This is a genomic window from Allocoleopsis sp. (genome assembly GCF_036703385.1).
In the GTDB taxonomy this organism is placed as follows: Bacteria; Cyanobacteriota; Cyanobacteriia; order Cyanobacteriales; family Coleofasciculaceae; genus Allocoleopsis.
Genome location: NZ_DATNPA010000308.1, coordinates 1 through 17,357, shown reverse-complemented (window position 1 = coordinate 17,357; position 17,357 = coordinate 1). Strand labels below are relative to the sequence as shown.

The following is a 17,357-nucleotide window of genomic DNA, read 5'->3' as shown; positions in this document are numbered from 1 at the left end:
AGAATTTTACCAAAATCTCCAGAAACACCCCGATAAAGCCCAAGCATTGCGACAAGCGATGCTGACAACCATGAAACAAAACCCCAACCCCAAAGATGGGGCGGCTTTTACTCTGATTGGTGAGGCTCAGTAGTGTTGGCTTTCACTTATAACTTATAGAGTTACCCTTAGAGATACTCTGATCAACCTCACTCACCAACGAAGTGGAAATCCCCCGCCTGCATCCCGACACCATTGAGGACGTTAAACAACGAGCTGACATCTATGATGTTGTGTCAGAACATGTTGTCTTACGCAAGCGCGGAAAGGACTATGTAGGATTATGCCCCTTCCATGACGAGAAGACGCCCAGTTTCAGCGTCAGTCCCAGTAAGCAGATGTACTACTGCTTTGGCTGCAACGCGGGTGGAAATGCGGTTAAGTTCTTGATGGAAGTGGGGAAGCGTTCCTTTAGTGACGTTGTCCTCGATTTGGCACGGCGCTATCAGGTACCCGTGAAAACCCTGCAACCCGAACAACGGGAGTCATTGCAGCGTCAGTTGTCACTGCGAGAGCAACTCTATGAAATTCTGGCGTTAGCAACCGCATTCTATCAACACGCTCTCCGGCAACCTCAAGGACAGCAGGCGCTGGAGTATTTGAAATCTGAACGGCGTCTTGAGGAGGAAACGATTCAGCAGTTTCAGCTAGGGTATGCACCTGAGGGTTGGGAAACGATCTACCGATACCTGGTTGAACACAAAGGCAAACCTGTGCAACAGGTGGAGCAAGCAGGATTGATTGCACCTCGTAAGGAGAGCAGGGGCTATTACGATCGCTTCCGTGCTCGCCTGATGATTCCCATCCACGACACTCAAGGGCGAATCATTGGCTTTGGGGGCAGAACCCTAAAGGATGAGCAACCCAAGTATCTCAACTCTCCAGATACCCCGCTATTTGATAAAGGCAAAACCTTATTTGCTTTAGATAAAGCCCGTGACGCGATCGCAAAGCAAGACAAAGCTGTAGTTGTGGAAGGATATTTTGATGCGATTACACTTCATGCGGCTGGAATTACGAATGTGGTAGCCTCACTGGGTACTGCCCTCAGCCAAACGCAGGTGAAGCAACTCCTACGCTACAGCGAATCCAAGCAGATTATCCTGAATTTTGATGCGGACGCGGCTGGAACTCAGGCATCGGAACGAGCGATCGCAGAAATTGCCACGCTAGCTTACAGTGGGCAAGTCCAGCTCCGAATTCTCAATCTACCCGATGGCAAAGATGCGGATGAATTCCTCAAAGCACATACTGACGCTGCCGAACAGTACAGTCAGCTAGTCAATAATGCACCCCTCTGGCTAGATTGGCAGATTAACCAACTTCTGCGTGAGCGCGACCTCAACCAAGCTGACCAATTTCAGCAAGTTGCTCAAAGCATGGTGAAGTTACTCAACCAATTAGAGGATATCAACCAGCGTAGCTATTACATCAACCACTGTGCCCAACTGCTCAGTCGCGGCAAAACCAAACTCATACCCCTATTCATCGAAAATTTGCAGGCTCAACTGAAGAAGCCAACCACCCATTCCATCAGGAAATCAGCGCCGAGATTGTCGAATGCATCAACCTTGGAGCGATCGCAAAAACACGAGAACAACCACTCCCAATTCAAATTTACCGTCTTGGGAGAACGCCACCTTTTAGAGGAAGCTGAAGCCTTACTTTTGCTCATCTACCTCCACTGCCCTGAATATCGGCAGACTATCATCGACGCCATAGAAGCGCAAGATTTGCTTTTTAGCCTCTCACATCACCGATTTTTGTGGCAGCAAATTTTAGAACTGCAATTCGTGGTTCAGGCATCTCCCCAAACCGTTGACCCCCTGATCTCGCTGTTGCAAGAGCGCAGTATTGAATTCCCTGAGGAGATGGCTCGAGTCGCGCATCTATTGCATCTCGATGAAAAGAAACAAGAAGACTTGGTTCGTACTCCCCTGTTAATTCGAGCCGCTACAGCCTCTCTAGAAAGAGTAACTTGTGAAAAGCATCGGCGTTACTGCCTGGAACAGTGGCAGAAGCTGAATCCCGCTACCGAACCAGAACGCTGGAAATACTACTCTGAAGAATTTTATAAGGTAGACCAACGCATTCAGGAACTCGATCAGCTACGCCAGTTCAACCTCTCCGACATTCTCAACAACCGCTGCAACTAGAGATGAATTAAGACTAATGTAAATCTTGTCTTGAGGCACGGCAATTCTAGCTCCTCATGCGCTGATCCATTATTGTAATAGCCATTATCCAAGAGAAAGCACTTAATATTTCGCAAACGTATGGCCTGAAACTCTAACGCTATATAGTCGTTTATTACCGATTAGTAAGCGCAAGTTTACAGAGAATTGGTATAAACAATCAATCCTCCTATTCGTCCTCTTCCTCCCAATCGTCTTCTTCACTCCAATACTGTGAAGGCGCTTCGCCATATTTTTTCAGAATCTTGGGCTTTTTGATTTTGGTATTAGGCGGCTGAATTTCTTCCAGTTGCACGTCAAATTCCCAGTTATCACCAAAATCAAACAGAAATATCATCTTGTCGCCGGGTTGCAGTGGCAATTCACCGACACGAACTTCTGTTGTTGAAGGAGATTCTTCACAGTAGGGATGACTTATCTGTCCGCTACGACCAAAGCGGTCTTTATAACGAAATTCGTACAAATGGTCGCTGTCAAAGTCAAAGGCATCCAAGATACTATTGCTTAACCAGTCTAAGTCTAGTTGGGCGGGAATGGCGATGCGCCGCCAAGCTTTGGCGAGGGACACTTTAAAGATATAAATTCCCTCGGTGAATTCACTGCTGCTAGTCAGGACTAAGTTATTTTTCCATTCGGGAAAGAAAGGTTTAAAATGGGTTTGTAATTCTCCGAAAGTAACATTGACGTTACCCTGAGACTCCCAGACAAAGCCTTGTTTCCCATAAATTGCAAATAACAACCGCAGCATAGCATCACCAAACGGCAAGCGTTGTAAACGGGTAATGCGCCATCCTTTTCCAGCTTCTGGTTTTCCCGATTGCACGGATAGGAAGCCAAATAAATCGAGAAGGGCGATGTTGTGAATTCCTGGATAATAGGAGAGGTTGTTTTGGTCGGTATATTTGGCAATCTTTAAGCCTTTGTCGGGAATCCTTCCCCAAAAGTTCAAGCATTTGAACAGGTTCCCCGTTGGGTCGTATCGTTCTCCTAAGATTTCTTCATTTCCCCAAATCATCCAAGCTTCCAGGAGAGTGAAATAGCGTTCGGTGGGGTTAAGTTTTGTCCAGGATTGGAGTACGGCTCCGTCCAAAACCAGGGTTTGTTTTTTCCCAAGGTGTTTGACTTGAGATAGCCCACAGGCGCGTAATAACAAATAGAGTCCGTTGATGTAGGGGTAGGACTTTTGTTGAGGGCGTTTGAGATTGGTTTCGATGGGATGACTCAAACGGGCGTTGAGTTCGGGTAGGGATTTGAGGGGAAAGAGGTTGTGAATCCCACTAACTTCAGTGCCGTTGGGGTGCAGGAAGTCTAGCAGGGTTTGAAAGTCACGCAGAATAGTACCAGGGCTATTTTCATCAATGGCAAGTTGCTGAAGTAGCTGTTGGTATTCCTCGGTTAGGGGAGGAATTTCCGGGGCGAGTACTTGGGAGTAAAGCTGTGAGAAGAGGTTTTGCATAGCCCTGATTCAATGCCTCTATTTCGGCTGATTTATCAACTCCTTCTACTGAAGCGGCTCTCTAGGGAGGTATATGTGCAAAAACGGGATGCCCCCTCCATTAAGGTCAAACCTAATCACAGAACAAAGTGTCGCGGGTGTCGCGTCCAGTTGTAGGATTAGTGCCACTAGCAACATTACACAGCTGTTTTTGCACATCCTGGCGAAACAGGACATCTGTAAAATCAGCCCCTTCAATCATTGCACCATCAAACTTGGTATTAAAGGCAAATGCTCCCTCTAAAACGGCATTCTTTAAACTCGCCTTGGTTAAACGAGCCGTGTCTAAGGTTGCGTTGCGGAGATTCGCGCCCTCAAAGTTGGCCGATTCTAGATTAGCGCTAAAGAAACTGACGCCCTCTAAATTAGAATTGCTAAAGTTACTGCTGCGGAGATTGGCTTTGGTAAAGCTTGAATCGGTGAGGTCGCGTCCTGAGAAATCTTCACCAATTAAAATTTCTTTGTTGTAATCTAAGGCTAGAGCAGGCGTTGCGATCGCTGCGAACATCCATGCACCAGCAAGCAAAAAGACAACTAAACTCAAAAAAATAGCTGGAAGAGGCAGACCTTGCCGACGAATCATACTGGTTTGAGCCACGAAAAAATTGAGTATTGGCGAACAATTTCCATGAACGACCACATTAATCTTACCAGCAAGCAACCTCGGTGAGCTTACGGCCTGACCACATCGGTGCACCTCAAAACCCCAAACCTAATGTAGGTGAATTGGGAGAACAGCTAGTCGCTGAGTGGCTAGAAACACAAAGCTGGGCAATCCTACATTATCGTTGGCGTTGCCGCTGGGGAGAGATAGATTTGATTGCCCAACAACAAGAGAGGGAGATACCCGCAGAGGGGGAACAGAAGAAGTCCTTACCAAACCTTGAAACGAACCGAAAAGTCTATCCTTCTCCGTCTTCCTCACCTCTATTAGCATTTGTCGAAGTTAAAACTCGTTCCTCTGGAAACTGGGATGCAGATGGACGACTGGCTATTACACCGCAAAAGCAAGCTAAACTCTGGCATACAGCCCAACTCTTCTTAGCTGAACACCCCAATTTGGCAAATCTTCCCTGTCGCTTTGATGTTGCCCTCGTTAGCTACCGACGTGTCTCCCAACGTTCACATCCGGTTAACCCAACGCCTGCTTCAGAGCAGCCTGCCAATTCGCCTTCTTTGCCCACAACGATTGACAGCGGCATACGAGTTCCGCCCCTTCAGCTGGGTCAACCCCTATTCAGATCGGGTTATCGACTAGTCTTACAAGATTACATCCCATCAGCCTTCGATGGACTTGGCTAAAAGGCACTTATCCTCACAGAACAAAGATGAAAGATGATAATGGATGCGAGTATACCGGAGTTTTAGTGAGGATGGGACTTCCTAACAGTTCAGCTAAATTAGGCTAAAGTTTCTGGGCAGTATCCCAACCCCATTGTGAACTGCTGGCGAAAGGCTTCAATATCACTCTTATCAGGATTACCATGAGAGACGACAGCAACTTGGTAGCGACGCATAACGTCAATGGGGGACTGTCCTGTCTCCAAGCTCCAAAGAGCCATTTGCAGACGAATTTCGGGGTCGTAGGGAATCCCTATTTCGTTCATGTACGCCCGAAAATCTCCATGCTGGTGGGGAGTTAAGGGCCCGTTCATTTTGACCTTGATGACCCAGCCGTCAATCTGATGAATCACCGTCATAGATTGAACGGGCAGTTGGTGCATCGAGTTCAAATACTCAACGACTCTTAGAGTGAGACTGGCATTGCCCAGGAAGTAGAGGTAATCCATAGTTGTTTCTTGGCTTGAAAGTCCAAGCAGGTTCTATACCTTCTATTGTGGCAAAGGCGTCGTCACGGGGGTAGGGTCAATGCCCCCGATATGAGATAGGGGACTTTACCCAATTTTGTGTCTACTTGAGGAATATGCCCTCAGTAAAATAACGGTTGACAGGAAATGAAAAAACACTAATCCAATGGATGATGCTCAGTCTCAAAGCTCTGATGTTTCTAGTGAGGCGGCGGCTCTTCTCAAGCCTAACACCGCCTCTGACATACGGTTAAGCCAGAGTAGCGAGATAGATCGATCGCTTTCTAGTTATGACTATGAACTGCCCCAGGAGCGGATTGCTCAAACCCCTCTCGAACCCAGAGATTGTTCGCGACTTTTGGTCGTCGAGTCACCGACTCACCATACTCACCGCATTTTCCGCGATTTACCAACATTGTTACGTCCCGGCGATCTCTTGGTGCTTAATAATACCCGTGTGATACCGGCTCGACTCTATGGTCGTAAATCTACAGGGGCACCGGTGGAGATATTGCTTTTAGAGGAGCAACAGAAGCACTGTTGGTTAGCACTGGTAAAACCGGGTAGACGTCTTAAACCTGGAGCCAAGATTGAGTTTGAACCGCACCCCCCTGGAGCCGAATCCTCCACCCACTCGTTAAATAGTGGGGAGACTCCCCCACTCCCCCCTCTAAGTGCCACAGTTTTAGCCAGGGATGAGGCGACGAGTGGGCGTCTCTTGCAGTTCGATGTCCCCCCTGGGCAATCTTTTGAAGAGCTATTAGTACAGTACGGTCAGGTACCCCTACCCCCCTACATCACCGATACCCAATCGTTACCCGAACAGTATCAGACCGTTTATGCTCAAATTCCTGGTGCGATCGCAGCCCCAACGGCTGGGCTACACTTCACACCGGAGCTACTCGAACGGTGTAGGCAACAGGGCATCAAGCAGGCATCTGTAACCCTACACGTAGGTATCGGGACGTTTCGACCCGTGGAAGTAGAGGATATTACCCACCACGCCATGCATGGAGAGTGGCTAGCCGTCCCCCAAACAACGGTAGAACTGATTCAGGAGACGAAAGCCTCAGGCGGTCGGGTAATTGCAGTAGGAACAACGGTGGTACGCGCTTTGGAGGGAGCGGCGGCGGGTGGAGAATTGCAGCCGTTTTCGGGTAAGACACAGTTGTTCATCTATCCCGGCTATCAGTGGCGGGTGGTGGATGGGTTGATTACCAATTTCCACTTGCCCCGCTCCAGTTTGTTGATGCTAGTGGGTGCGATGATAGGGCGTCAGCGATTGCTGGACTTGTACCAAGATGCGATCGCTCATGATTACCGCTTTTATTCTTTCGGGGATGCCATGCTAATTTTGCCCTCCGCGACAGATAGGATGAATTAGCCGAAATGGTATGCTAGTACATTCCTTTCTTCGCCCTGCGTGCTTGTTGTCCGAGCGATTAAAATCTGAGTAAAAATTGATACTCACAGCTAATAGCCACAGTTGACGGTCTTCTACCTATGTTCAAACATCTCCAACGGATACCGCTGCTTGCCGCCGCTCTTATTAGTCTCGGTTTGACCAGTGCCAGTCCTGCCTTTGCTCAGCAGGTCGAAGGTCTATACAGTGAGAATCTTGAGGCCGCTTCTTCTTTTCAAGTCGGATTAACCCTCTATAATCGCAGCGACTTTGAAGGGGCCGAAAAAGCGTTGCGCAAAGCGCTGCAATTCGACCCGTTTATTCCAATGGCCTATTATTTGTTGGGCAATTCTCTGTTCCAGCAAGGTAAAACCGAGCTGGCAACAGATCAATACCAACGTGCCCTTGCGCTTGACCCGAATCTGGCAGAGGCTTACTACAACATGGGCTTGGCGATGTATCGCCAAGGAAACGTGACAGGGGCAATTAGCCAGTATCAAAGGGCGCTTTCTCTCAAATCCAATATCCCAGAAGCTCGCTATAACATGGCTTTGGCATTGGAGTCTCAAGGTAGGACGCAAGATGCGATCGCAGAGTACACAAAAGCGATCGCGCTCAACCCCAACAATGCAGCGGCTCCCTATAATATGGGACTGCTTTTGGTCAGGCAAAATCAAACAGAACCCGCCATTTCAGCCTTCCAAAAAGCTGTTGCCCTCAATCCTGACTTAATTGAAGGACACTATCAGTTGGGGGTACTGCTAGCCCAGCAAAGCCGTTGGAAGGAAGCCGAAGACTCGCTCAGGACAGTAACCAAACTTGACCCGAAATTTGCTAAAGCTCAGTACCAACTAGGGATGGTTTTGGCAGAGCGAGGGGATTTTGAGGAAGCAGGCGATCGATTTGCCTGGGTAACCAGTCTTGAACCCAACAATGTCGATGCCTATCGACGCCAAGGGTCAGCACAGCTTAAAGCGCGTCAGTATGAGCCAGCGGTAGCGGCTCTCCAAACGGTGGTGCGCCTCGAACCCAACGACGTAATGGCACACTACAACTTGGCTGTAGGACTACAGCAACTCAAGAAATATCCAGAAGCGATCGCACAATATCAGCAAGCCATTCTCCTCAACCCCAACATGCCAGATGCCTTCTTTAATCTGGGTGTATCCCTAGAACAGTCTCAACGGCGAGCTGAAGCGATGTCGTTTTTACTGCAAGCCAAAAACTTATACTCCTCCCAAGGCAATTTGCAGAAAATAGACGAGGTTGACCAGTATATGCAAAAGCTAGCGGCACAACCGACCATCCCATCTCTGACCCCACCGCTGCAAAGTCCTACCCAACCGCTGCAAAGTCCTAGGATGTTACCCCCCAGACAACCGACACAACCACTGACACAACCCCCTGCGGTTGCGCCTCAACAGCGTAGCTTACCTCGCCTTGTTCCTTTCAATCAGGAGCAGTTAAATCGGTAAGCGATCGATGTCTTGATTCGAGCCAATGATCACCATCGCTAAACCCTTATACAGGCGTTTGTTGGGGTCGGGGTTAATCTCAAACTGATCGTTCTGGCCAATCGCCAGTAAATTCACTCCAAAACGGTTACGTAGCTCCAGTTCCGTAACCGTTTTGCCATGAAATTCTTCTGGCACTAACACTTCCACAATACTGTTATTGGGATCGAGCTCAAAGCGTTCTAGTATTGACGGTTGCGTCAGCAATCTCGCCAGAGCGCAACCGGCTTCATACTCTGGAAAAACCACATGATCGGCTCCCACTCGCTGCAACAGTTTGCCGTGAACTTCTGAGGAAGCTTTAGCCACGACGTGAGGAACCCTGGCTTCCTTCACATTCAGGGTAGTAACAATACTTTCTTGTAAATAGTTACCAATAGCAATAATTACCGTGTCAAATTCAAAAATTCCTGCTTCTTTGAGTGCCGCCGGTTCAGTTGAGTCCAACTGCACAGCATGAGAAACGATCTGATCAGTCAAAGCTTGAGCAACGAGTTTCTCATCAATATCTGTTCCCAGTACTTCATAGCCTAGTCGATGTAGTGATGAGCAAACAGCCCGACCAAAACGTCCTAACCCGATGACCGCATATTGTTTGTTGTCTCGGCGCAGATTCCGAAAGAACTTCAAAGATGACAACTTCACACCGTTTTCCTTTCTTTCATCTAGGTGTAGCTGAGTAGCAGCACTGGAATGAACTGACTCATGCTGTTAATAGTTCTTAATCCAGGCTAGCAAGAGATTGGCAATTAGGATTAGGAAATGAAATTTGGCAATTTATTAAGTTGAAGGTTAGTCAGGAAAGGCGATTGTTGCCTTCTAACATTCAACCTTCTAACATTCAACCTTCTAACCATTCACTACCCCACCAGTAAATTCTCTTCTGGATAGTGAACTCGGCTGGGACGAGGGTCTCCCAAAAGCGCTGTCATTAATAGTAAAACGCCCACCCGTCCGATGTACATGGTCGCCACCAAAACAAGTTTTGCCACCACTGATAGACCAGCAGTAATACCTGTGGAAAGACCTACTGTGGCAAACGCTGATACGACCTCAAATAAGATGCGAATAAACTCGACGTTTGGATCGGTAAGGGTAATTAATATAGTTGCGATAATCACCGTAGTGGCTGAACCCAACAAAACACCAACCGCTTTTAAAACAAGAGGAATAGCGATCTGACGCTCATACAGCTGGACTTCCTCTTTCCCTTGTAAAATCGATCTTGTACAACTGGTTAAGACTCGTAGGGTTGTTGTTTTTATACCGCCTGCTGTACCACCGGGACTACCTCCCATAAACATCAGACCAATCGTGAGAAATAAAGCAGCTGTCGTCATCTTGCTGTAATCTAGGGAATTAAAGCCAGCCGTTCTGGGCACAACAGCTTGAAACCATGACGTCAGTAATTTATCTTTAAAGTTGAGAGAACCTAGAGTTTCAGGATTATGTAATTCTGTCATGAAAAATGCAATGGTTCCAGCGATCAAAAGTACGATTGTTGTACTTGTAGCAACTTTAAAGTTAAGAGATAAGTTAATCCGTTTAGGGTCTTTACGAAAGCGATCGCGCAGCCACAAGTACGTTTCAATAATCACCTGATATCCAATCCCTCCAAAGATAATTAGAGATGTAATGGTCATGGTGACTATAAATGAAGACTGATAGCCGATTAGATTATCCTGAAACAGACTAAATCCGGCGTTGTTCCATGCGCTAACACTATGAAAAATTGACAACCAAAGGCCATAACTGAGTCCATGAGCTGAAGCAAACACGGGTAGCATCAGAAAAATGCCCGTAATTTCAAAAATCATTACGGTAGCAATGATAGAGCGGATGAGTTGGGCGCTATTCTCCAGACCTGGTCGAGACAATTCTTCTTGAATTCCCCTTTTATGCCTCAATTCAAATCGATAACCGATGAGGAGGATGAGAAAGGTTGTTGTGGTCATATAGCCCAGCCCTCCAATCTGAACCAACATGAGGATAAACAGCTGACCCCAGAAGGAAAAATGGCTGCCGGTATCAACAACGATATGACCAGTTACACAAACAGCAGAAGTTGTCGTAAACAGAGCGACAAGCGGGTCATTCCAAGTCCCACTACTGGTTGAAATAGGCAGCATCAGTAAAAATGTGCCTACGGCAATCACCGCAAGGAATCCGAGACAAACAGTTCGCGAAATGGTCACAGACGAATGGTGAAATAGAACAATTATTGTATATTATAATTACACCAATTTAGCTAATTTATAGCTCCAAGAAGTTATAAATTAAGAGTTTTATTAAAACTCTTAATTTAAGATATATATATATAAAGGCTAAAAATGAAGTATGGCAGAAAAAAACAGACTTCATCCCAATTAGAAAAAATTTGCACTCCCACCCACTTAATTAAAATCAAGCATGGGTTGGAGTCTCATACCCTAGGAAGTATTCCCTACTTCATACTGCGCTAACGCGCCGCTTTGCTAACACACTTTATACTTCAGATGACTTCTACTCTCAAGCGCCAAATTCAGCAATTTTATGACGCCTCTTCCGGTTTGTGGGAACAGGTGTGGGGCGAACACATGCACCACGGTTACTACGGTTCTACTGGCAAAGAGAAAAAAGACCGTCGTCAGGCACAAATTGAATTGATTGAGGAAATGCTCAACTGGGCAGGGATACGCCAGGTAGGGACAATCACAGGGGATTGCCCACAAATCCTGGATGTCGGTTGTGGCATTGGCGGCAGTTCACTTTACCTAGCACAAAAGTTCAATGCTCGTGCTGTCGGAATTACCCTAAGTCCAGTGCAAGCCTCAAGAGCGATCGCACGCGCACAGGAAGCGGGTTTAGCTAATGAGGTTCAGTTCGAGGTAGCGGATGCCCTAGATATGCCCTTTGCCGATGACACATTTGATTTTGTGTGGTCGATGGAGAGTGGGGAACACATGCCAGATAAAACGAAGTTCCTTCAGGAGTGTTACCGGGTGCTCAAACCAGGCGGAGCATTCCTGATGGCAACGTGGTGTCATCGCCCCATCACGCCAGCCACGGGAGAGTTAACAAGTGATGAACGGCAGCATTTGGCGGAAATTTACCGAGTTTATTGCTTGCCCTATGTAATTTCGCTGCCAGAGTATGAAGCGATCGCGCGTAGTCTCTCCTTCCAAAACATTGGCACGGCAGATTGGTCGGATGCTGTCGCCCCCTTCTGGGATATCGTGATTGATTCCGCCTTCGAGCCTAAAGCGATTTTGGGCTTACTCCAAAGCGGCTGGAGTACGATAGAAGCCGCTTTGTCCTTAGGGTTGATGAGTCGAGGTTATCAGCGAGGTTTGATTCGGTTCGGGTTGCTTTGTGCCCATAAATAGGCTTTGCTGCAAAAAGCGGAAACCGTTAGCTCTCAATAGTTCGAGCGGTATTGAAAGTTGTTCAGCTCCCAGGAAATCTGGTCAGATCCTACAAAATCCTTGTACCAAGATCAGGGAAAATGTACCGAAAAGCTTCCTCAATGCTCAGCTTCCACTTGTAGTTCACCCTCCAAGTGAGTGACTTTCCACCGTGTTTGCTCACCCTCCCGCCAGAAGTGCAATCCCACCGTTGCATCTCCTACCCTCAGATTGGTTAATTCCAAATCAGGTAACCATTCTGGCAGTGATGGCTGCACTCGTAACCGTTTCTGAGGTGCATTAGCTTGCAGCCCAAGCATAGTCCGGATGAGCAAGAAAATCGAACCCGCTGCCCAAGCTTGGGGAATATTGGCATCTGGATAGGGTACAGGAAAACTATCGGGTTGGCGTTCAATTCCCCCAAATAGTTCTGGCATCCGTCCCGCCTCAAAGTAACTGGCAGCGGCAAAAATTCCTTCAGCAATGCGATTGGCTTGGTTGTGATAACCATAGCGCTTTAGTCCAGCAGCAATGGATGAATTATCATGAGGCCAAACGCTTCCGAGTTGATAACTAATTGGGTTATAGGCGGGGTTATTCGCTGAGAGAGTCCTTACTCCCCAACCACACCACAGATCGTTTTGAAAAAGTCGCTCAACCAGCTTTTCGGCTCGTTCTTTCGGTACAATACCAGACCAAAGCAGATGACCGGGATTTGAGGTAATTGATTGGATTTGCTGCTTTTTGTTGTCTAAGCCCAGACAGTAAAAGCCCTCATCCTCCATCCAAAAGCGATCGTTAAACCGTTGATACAAATCGCTAGCTTTCTGGCGCAGTGACTTCGCTTGATTGTCCTCTCCCCACACCTGATAGATATCAGCAGCACGTAACCAAGCATCGTAGACATAGCCCTGCACCTCACACAGCGCAATGGGCGGATCGACTAAACTACCATCCGGGTAAACCATCGAGTCGCCCGAATCTTTCCAACCTTGATTCCGCAATCCCTTGGGAGAACGGGTTAAATATTCGACAAACCCGTCATCATCAAAATCGCCGTATTTATCAATCCAGGTTAATGCTTTTTCAAGAGGCGATCGGCACTCTTGGAGCATAGCTCGGTCAGCATTCCAGCAATAGGCTTCAGCTAGGGTAATAATCCAAAGGATGGTGGTATCTACCGTGCCGTAGTAAGGGGTGTAAGGGAGTTCATGCAGTTGGGTTAATTCATCACGACGCAGTTCGTGCAGCATTTTACCCGGTTGAGCATCGCGCCAGTCATCAACCTCTGTTGCTTGTAACTGTGCCAATCTAATTAAGGTACCACGAGCAAACTCGTGATAAACCGTCATCGTTTGCAAGCTTACAGTAACAGAGTCGCGTCCGAAGACTGCAACAAACCACGGAATACCAGCCGCAGGCATCCAAAAGTGCTGCTCATTGTCCTCTACCTTAATTCGCAGTGCGCCCATATCCACGAGTGCTTGCTGGTAGTAGGCTGTAATCTCCGCATTGGATGAATGCAGCTTTGTCGCTTGATTGAGGAAGTCATCCCTGACTTTTCCGGCTTCGGTTTCATGGGGTTGGGTGCAGGTATGTTGAGGTTTGAGTACATCCTCATTCGCTATGGCTGTAAAGTTGATACAAGTATGCCACGTCTTACCTGGCTCGATAACAACATCAAAAAAGAGACGACCATTGGCATAACGGGGTTTGGCATCGAAACAAGCTGGCTGAGTGATTAGGCTTCTGCGGAACGAGCCATTACAGTACTCAGTAGTCAGTATGCCGTCCTGCCATGTCGTTTCTGTCTCGCCGCGTGTCAAGATTTGCTGCCCCTTGACTTCAAAGATGTCAGCAAAATCTGAGCGAATAGCTAACATTAATTCAAACTCAACGGGTTCTTGGTGATGATTAGTAATGTCAATATCTTCATGCATACCTCCAACAATGTCGCGTCGTATCGTCACCATCAACCGCCCGTAAGGTAATATTCCGTGTACTGTCCGAAAGGCTGGGTTGGTAAATTGGTAGAGGGCGCTGTGATGAGTCAGAATGCTGGAGACTAATAGTAGAAGTTGATAGCGGTTGAGCGAAATCTCGTAGTAGGAGATTAAGCGCGTATCTTCTACGAAAAAACCTTGGGCAAGATTGTCGTCAATCGAACCATCGGATGCGGTGACGAGAAACGTGGAGCCATCATTAATAGCAATTTGCCCAGAATTAACGGAAACTTTTGTTGGCATAACTCTAAGTACTTAGGGATTGTTTTCAAAGCCGGAGATCCCCCTCCCGTCCCCCTTAAAAAGGGGAAGCCAGAAGATGCTGCGCTTTGGATATCACGGGGGACTTTGACTAGATTCTCCCCCCTTTTTTAGGGGGGCTGGGGGGGATCTAAATCTGACGGCGAAGTTTGAAAACACACCCTAGCCCCCCGTGGCGAACCCTGGATAGAGAGTCATGCCGCCGTCTACAAATAGAGTTGCACCATTAACATAATCCGAGTCATCGGAGGCAAGCCAAACAGCTGCTTTGGCGATGTCTTCTACGTCTCCGACACGTTTTGCAGGAATGAGTGTAAGTAATTTCGCTTCGGCTTCCGGCGTGTCCCAAGCTGCTTTATTGATTGGAGTTTTAATAGCACCGGGTGCAATGCTATTGACGCGAATTTTGTGGGGAGCAAGTTCTTGGGCGATACTCCGCATCATCATGTCAATCCCGCCTTTACTCGCCGCATAGTTAACGTGTCCTGCCCAAGGTATCACCTGATGCACCGAACTCATGCAGATGATTTTTCCGGCTGCGCTAGAGACACGAGGTTGCACACCTCGGCGCAAGAATTCCTTTGCTGCTTCGCGGGCACATAAAAATTGCCCAGTTAGGTTCACTCCAATAACTAAGTTCCAGTGGTCGAGGGTCATGTCTACAAACGCTGAATCTTTTTGCAGACCTGCGTTATTCACTAAGATATCAATGGTGCCGAACTCTTTGAACATTTGAGAGAACATTGCCTTCACATCGTCTTCTTTGCTGACATTCGCTTGAATTGCGATCGCATCTCCACCGGCAGATACAATATCGTCCACAATTTTGCGAGCTTCCTCAGCTTCAGAGTGGTAATTGACTACGACTGATGCACCCGCCTCTGCTAAACAGCGAGCGATGGCTTCACCGATACCAGAACTTGCACCTGTCACGAGGGATTTTTGCCCTTTAAGTAGATAAGGGGAATAGCTCATGATGTTTCCTCATCAACTATTTCTGTGCTTACTTTAGGAATTTATGTAGAGCGAGCGCTTCTCCCTAATGGAGGAGTGACCGTGATATTTATAAAGGAATAGCGAAATTTAATGCTGATTTCATAATTCTATAAATTTGAATCAATTTTAATTTTTCAGAAGTCCAAATCTTCTCCGAACAAAGCCTACCAGCGTTTCACAAAATTTATAAATTAGGCTAAACTTAGGGAACACATACATTTGTCATTGCTGTGTCAAACCTGTGTATTTTCTATGTTGCTAGAGGCAAAAAAAGTTTTAAAAAATATAAATTTAATACAAGTTAAGCAAGTTATTAGGGTATTTTCCCTATATCACTCTAAAGGTAGATTCATATTTTTTCATTTTCTAAGCAAATACAAATAGAAGAAACTAAAACTTTATGAATAAACGCAATTTAAGTGTTGCTATCAGAAGCGATCGCGAGTCTTTTTAGCGTAAGGAGAAAGTGGTGCCTGCTCTGCCTCTAAATAACGCGAATCTACCGTACCCCGATCCCATTCATCCGATCATCGTCCACTTCGTGATTGCAATGGTATTTTTTTCCTTCTTCTGCGACCTGGTCGGCTACTTTACCCGCAATCACCGTTTGTTTGAAGTGAGTTTCTGGAATATGTTTGTCGCCTCGGTCTGCATATTTCTAGCCGTCATCTTCGGTCAGTTTGAAGCAGGTCTGGCGAATCCCTACGAAGCAGCGAAGCCAGTGCTGGATTTGCACACAATCACGGGCTGGTCGCTTTCTGCGATCGTTGTTGCGGTTACAGCTTGGCGCTTTGTGATTCGCAACCGCGATCCATTGAAGGTACCACCTGTTTACTTGGGGGTAGCAACGTTTTTAATTTGCTTGGTGTCCTTCCAAACCATTCTTGGAAGCCGATTGGTTTGGGTATACGGGTTACATGTAGAGCCAGTCGTTGAAGCGATGAAAAGGGGTGGTTTGTAATGAACTCGCAACTTATCGAGCAGTTGTGGTTCAAAGTGGGAGCCAACAGGCTACCTTATGAATTCCCCATGCATCCAAATTTGGTGCATTTTACGCTGGGTCTGTTCATCATTGCCATTATTTTTGATATCGCAGGAACTCTTTTTCCTTTAGAACGCCCAATCTTCAAATTTTTGTCTCTGACTGCTCTTCGTTCTGGCTTCTACGATGTCGGCTGGTATAACCTGCTAGCCGCAGCAATTATCACCTTGTTCACTGTAGGGGCAGGCTTTTTCGAGATGATGCTCGCAGATCCGCCAACTGATGTCAAGAGTAGTTGGGGGTTGGGGGCTGCTCCAACCATGATTTTGCATGGGTTGGGTGGAGTTTTTCTGTTCGGAGCGATCGTTGCCATGACCGTTTGGAGAGGGCTTCAGCGCTATCGCTGGCGCAGTGAGGCTCGCAGACAGGTTCAGTGGAGCTACTTGGGAGTAGGCATTGTGCTTTTAGGAATCCTATACATACACGGGACATTGGGAGCGCAATTAGGAGCGGATTTCGGAATCCACAATACTGCTGCCGACTTACTCCGGCAGGGCAAAAACCCCGACGTGCTGCTTAAGTAATTAGTGCAACATGGTGGAAATAAGTGACCAGTTAACAACAGAGTCAAAAGTAGAAATTATAAGCTTTTCTGACTTGAAAATGGGGAGTGGGGAGTGGGGAGTGGGGAATGGGAAATACCACTTTCATTCATGGCGGTGAAATTTTTTCATTGGGACTACCTTCTGCCCTCTGCCTTCTGCCTTCTACCTTTTTGTATTAGCCAGAAGCACCAGAAGTATCGAGATTACAGAAGTTTTTATGCTGACCGTTTTAGAATCTGTGCTAGTGGCTATTGTTATAGCAGTGGATATCATCGCCAGCAAATGGCTTGGGCAGCAGGCGTATTCCTGGATGCCTAGTCAGGGCACGGCTGAAGCAAAACATGTTGACGATTTGTTTAGCTTCCTAGTTGCAGTTGGAGCGTTCATCTTTCTAGGCATTGCCGTTGTTATCGGGTATTCAATCCTCTTTTATCGGGCACCTAAAGGAGACTTCAGTCACGGTCATCCTGCTAGGGGAGATTGGAAAATAGAGGCTCTTTGGACGGTGGTACCCATTGGGCTGGTGTTATGGATCGCGATCCAAAGCAACACGATTTATCAGCAATTAAACATTCAAGGTTTGACCCCAATCGTCATGCATATACCGATGGAAGAACCTGCCTATGCTGAGGGTGTTGATAGCGGTGGAAAACCGACCTCTGAGAACAAGTCTA

The 17,357-nt window shown here is 47.1% G+C and carries 16 protein-coding genes; 9 read left to right on the top strand and 7 right to left on the bottom strand.

The genetic code is table 11. The features are described from left to right. Nucleotides 1–133 (top strand): CHAT domain-containing protein (locus tag V6C93_RS38265; RefSeq protein WP_349262723.1); only part of this gene is annotated, 133 nt, incomplete at its 5' end. Nucleotides 134–203: 70 nt separating this feature from the next. After that, complete coding sequence (gene dnaG / locus V6C93_RS15445; RefSeq protein WP_333477555.1) at nt 204–2,195, top strand: DNA primase; 1,992 nt, start codon at nt 204–206, stop codon at nt 2,193–2,195. A gap of 208 nt (nt 2,196–2,403) precedes the next feature. Here dnaG and V6C93_RS15440 read toward each other — a convergent pair whose 3' ends face one another. Together V6C93_RS15440 and V6C93_RS15435 are read right to left on the bottom strand one after the other, a co-directional pair. Next, nucleotides 2,404–3,690, bottom strand: coding sequence for a plasmid pRiA4b ORF-3 family protein (locus tag V6C93_RS15440; protein ID WP_333477554.1), 1,287 nt, complete (start codon nt 3,688–3,690; stop codon nt 2,404–2,406). A 112-nt stretch (nt 3,691–3,802) separates the two neighbouring features. After that, the gene (locus tag V6C93_RS15435; protein ID WP_349262722.1) at nt 3,803–4,312 is read right to left on the bottom strand and encodes a pentapeptide repeat-containing protein; all 510 of its coding nucleotides are present in this window, start codon (nt 4,310–4,312) and stop codon (nt 3,803–3,805) included. Between the two features lie 83 nt (nt 4,313–4,395). Between V6C93_RS15435 and V6C93_RS15430 the strand changes: the two genes are divergently transcribed. Continuing rightward, nucleotides 4,396–5,031 carry a YraN family protein gene (locus V6C93_RS15430; protein ID WP_333477552.1) on the top strand — a complete coding sequence of 212 codons (636 nt, stop codon included), beginning with the start codon at nt 4,396–4,398 and terminating at the stop codon, nt 5,029–5,031. A gap of 98 nt (nt 5,032–5,129) precedes the next feature. Here V6C93_RS15430 and V6C93_RS15425 read toward each other — a convergent pair whose 3' ends face one another. After that, nucleotides 5,130–5,519: a hypothetical protein gene (locus tag V6C93_RS15425; RefSeq protein WP_333477551.1), complete on the bottom strand. Its 390-nt coding sequence runs from the start codon at nt 5,517–5,519 to the stop codon at nt 5,130–5,132. A 184-nt stretch (nt 5,520–5,703) separates the two neighbouring features. Here V6C93_RS15425 and queA point away from each other — a divergent pair, with 184 nt between their 5' ends. Both queA and V6C93_RS15415 read left to right on the top strand, forming a co-directional pair. Next, nucleotides 5,704–6,921: a tRNA preQ1(34) S-adenosylmethionine ribosyltransferase-isomerase QueA gene (queA, locus tag V6C93_RS15420; RefSeq protein ID WP_333477550.1), complete on the top strand. Its 1,218-nt coding sequence runs from the start codon at nt 5,704–5,706 to the stop codon at nt 6,919–6,921. Nucleotides 6,922–7,040: 119 nt separating this feature from the next. Next, entirely contained in the window at nt 7,041–8,414 is a 1,374-nt protein-coding gene (locus tag V6C93_RS15415) for a tetratricopeptide repeat protein (protein ID WP_333477549.1), read from the top strand. On the opposite strand, the gene V6C93_RS15410 is transcribed toward V6C93_RS15415, so the two are convergent. Both V6C93_RS15410 and V6C93_RS15405 read right to left on the bottom strand, forming a co-directional pair. Beyond that, entirely contained in the window at nt 8,403–9,098 is a 696-nt protein-coding gene (locus V6C93_RS15410) for a TrkA family potassium uptake protein (RefSeq protein WP_333477548.1), read from the bottom strand. The genes V6C93_RS15415 and V6C93_RS15410 overlap by 12 nt on opposite strands. 215 nt (nt 9,099–9,313) lie before the next feature. Continuing rightward, nucleotides 9,314–10,648, bottom strand: a complete 1,335-nt coding sequence (locus V6C93_RS15405; RefSeq protein ID WP_333477547.1) for a TrkH family potassium uptake protein — start codon at nt 10,646–10,648, stop codon at nt 9,314–9,316. A gap of 300 nt (nt 10,649–10,948) precedes the next feature. On the opposite strand from V6C93_RS15405, the gene V6C93_RS15400 reads away from it, so the two are divergent. Then, complete coding sequence (locus V6C93_RS15400) at nt 10,949–11,818, top strand: methyltransferase domain-containing protein (protein ID WP_333477546.1); 870 nt, start codon at nt 10,949–10,951, stop codon at nt 11,816–11,818. 137 nt (nt 11,819–11,955) lie between these two features. On the opposite strand, the gene V6C93_RS15395 is transcribed toward V6C93_RS15400, so the two are convergent. Together V6C93_RS15395 and V6C93_RS15390 are read right to left on the bottom strand one after the other, a co-directional pair. After that, nucleotides 11,956–14,082 carry a glycogen debranching N-terminal domain-containing protein gene (locus V6C93_RS15395; RefSeq protein ID WP_333477545.1) on the bottom strand — a complete coding sequence of 709 codons (2,127 nt, stop codon included), beginning with the start codon at nt 14,080–14,082 and terminating at the stop codon, nt 11,956–11,958. Nucleotides 14,083–14,262: 180 nt separating this feature from the next. After that, nucleotides 14,263–15,075, bottom strand: coding sequence for an SDR family oxidoreductase (locus tag V6C93_RS15390; RefSeq protein WP_333477544.1), 813 nt, complete (start codon nt 15,073–15,075; stop codon nt 14,263–14,265). Nucleotides 15,076–15,565: 490 nt separating this feature from the next. Here V6C93_RS15390 and V6C93_RS15385 point away from each other — a divergent pair, with 490 nt between their 5' ends. The 3 genes from V6C93_RS15385 to V6C93_RS15375 form a co-directional block, all read left to right on the top strand. After that, the gene (locus V6C93_RS15385) at nt 15,566–16,057 is read left to right on the top strand and encodes a DUF2231 domain-containing protein (RefSeq protein WP_333477543.1); all 492 of its coding nucleotides are present in this window, start codon (nt 15,566–15,568) and stop codon (nt 16,055–16,057) included. Continuing rightward, on the top strand, nt 16,057–16,662 hold the full coding sequence (locus V6C93_RS15380; RefSeq protein ID WP_333477542.1) for a DUF2231 domain-containing protein: 606 nt from the start codon (nt 16,057–16,059) through the stop codon (nt 16,660–16,662). The genes V6C93_RS15385 and V6C93_RS15380 overlap by 1 nt, the downstream gene beginning before the upstream one ends. 238 nt (nt 16,663–16,900) lie before the next feature. Next, a partial coding sequence (locus tag V6C93_RS15375; protein ID WP_333477541.1) for a cytochrome c oxidase subunit II transmembrane domain-containing protein occupies nt 16,901–17,357 on the top strand: 457 nt, incomplete at its 3' end.

Bases quoted from the DNA above. Each gene is read 5' to 3' on its own strand.
- V6C93_RS15440 (WP_333477554.1), bottom strand. From the start codon at position 3,690: ATGCAAAACCTCTTCTCACAGCTTTACTCCCAAGTACTCGCCCCGGAA.
- V6C93_RS15435 (WP_349262722.1), bottom strand. From the start codon at position 4,312: ATGATTCGTCGGCAAGGTCTGCCTCTTCCAGCTATTTTTTTGAGTTTA.
- V6C93_RS15425 (WP_333477551.1), bottom strand. From the start codon at position 5,519: ATGGATTACCTCTACTTCCTGGGCAATGCCAGTCTCACTCTAAGAGTC.
- queA (WP_333477550.1), top strand. From the start codon at position 5,704: ATGGATGATGCTCAGTCTCAAAGCTCTGATGTTTCTAGTGAGGCGGCG.
- V6C93_RS15415 (WP_333477549.1), top strand. From the start codon at position 7,041: ATGTTCAAACATCTCCAACGGATACCGCTGCTTGCCGCCGCTCTTATT.
- V6C93_RS15400 (WP_333477546.1), top strand. From the start codon at position 10,949: ATGACTTCTACTCTCAAGCGCCAAATTCAGCAATTTTATGACGCCTCT.
- V6C93_RS15395 (WP_333477545.1), bottom strand. From the start codon at position 14,082: ATGCCAACAAAAGTTTCCGTTAATTCTGGGCAAATTGCTATTAATGAT.
- V6C93_RS15390 (WP_333477544.1), bottom strand. From the start codon at position 15,075: ATGAGCTATTCCCCTTATCTACTTAAAGGGCAAAAATCCCTCGTGACA.
- V6C93_RS15380 (WP_333477542.1), top strand. From the start codon at position 16,057: ATGAACTCGCAACTTATCGAGCAGTTGTGGTTCAAAGTGGGAGCCAAC.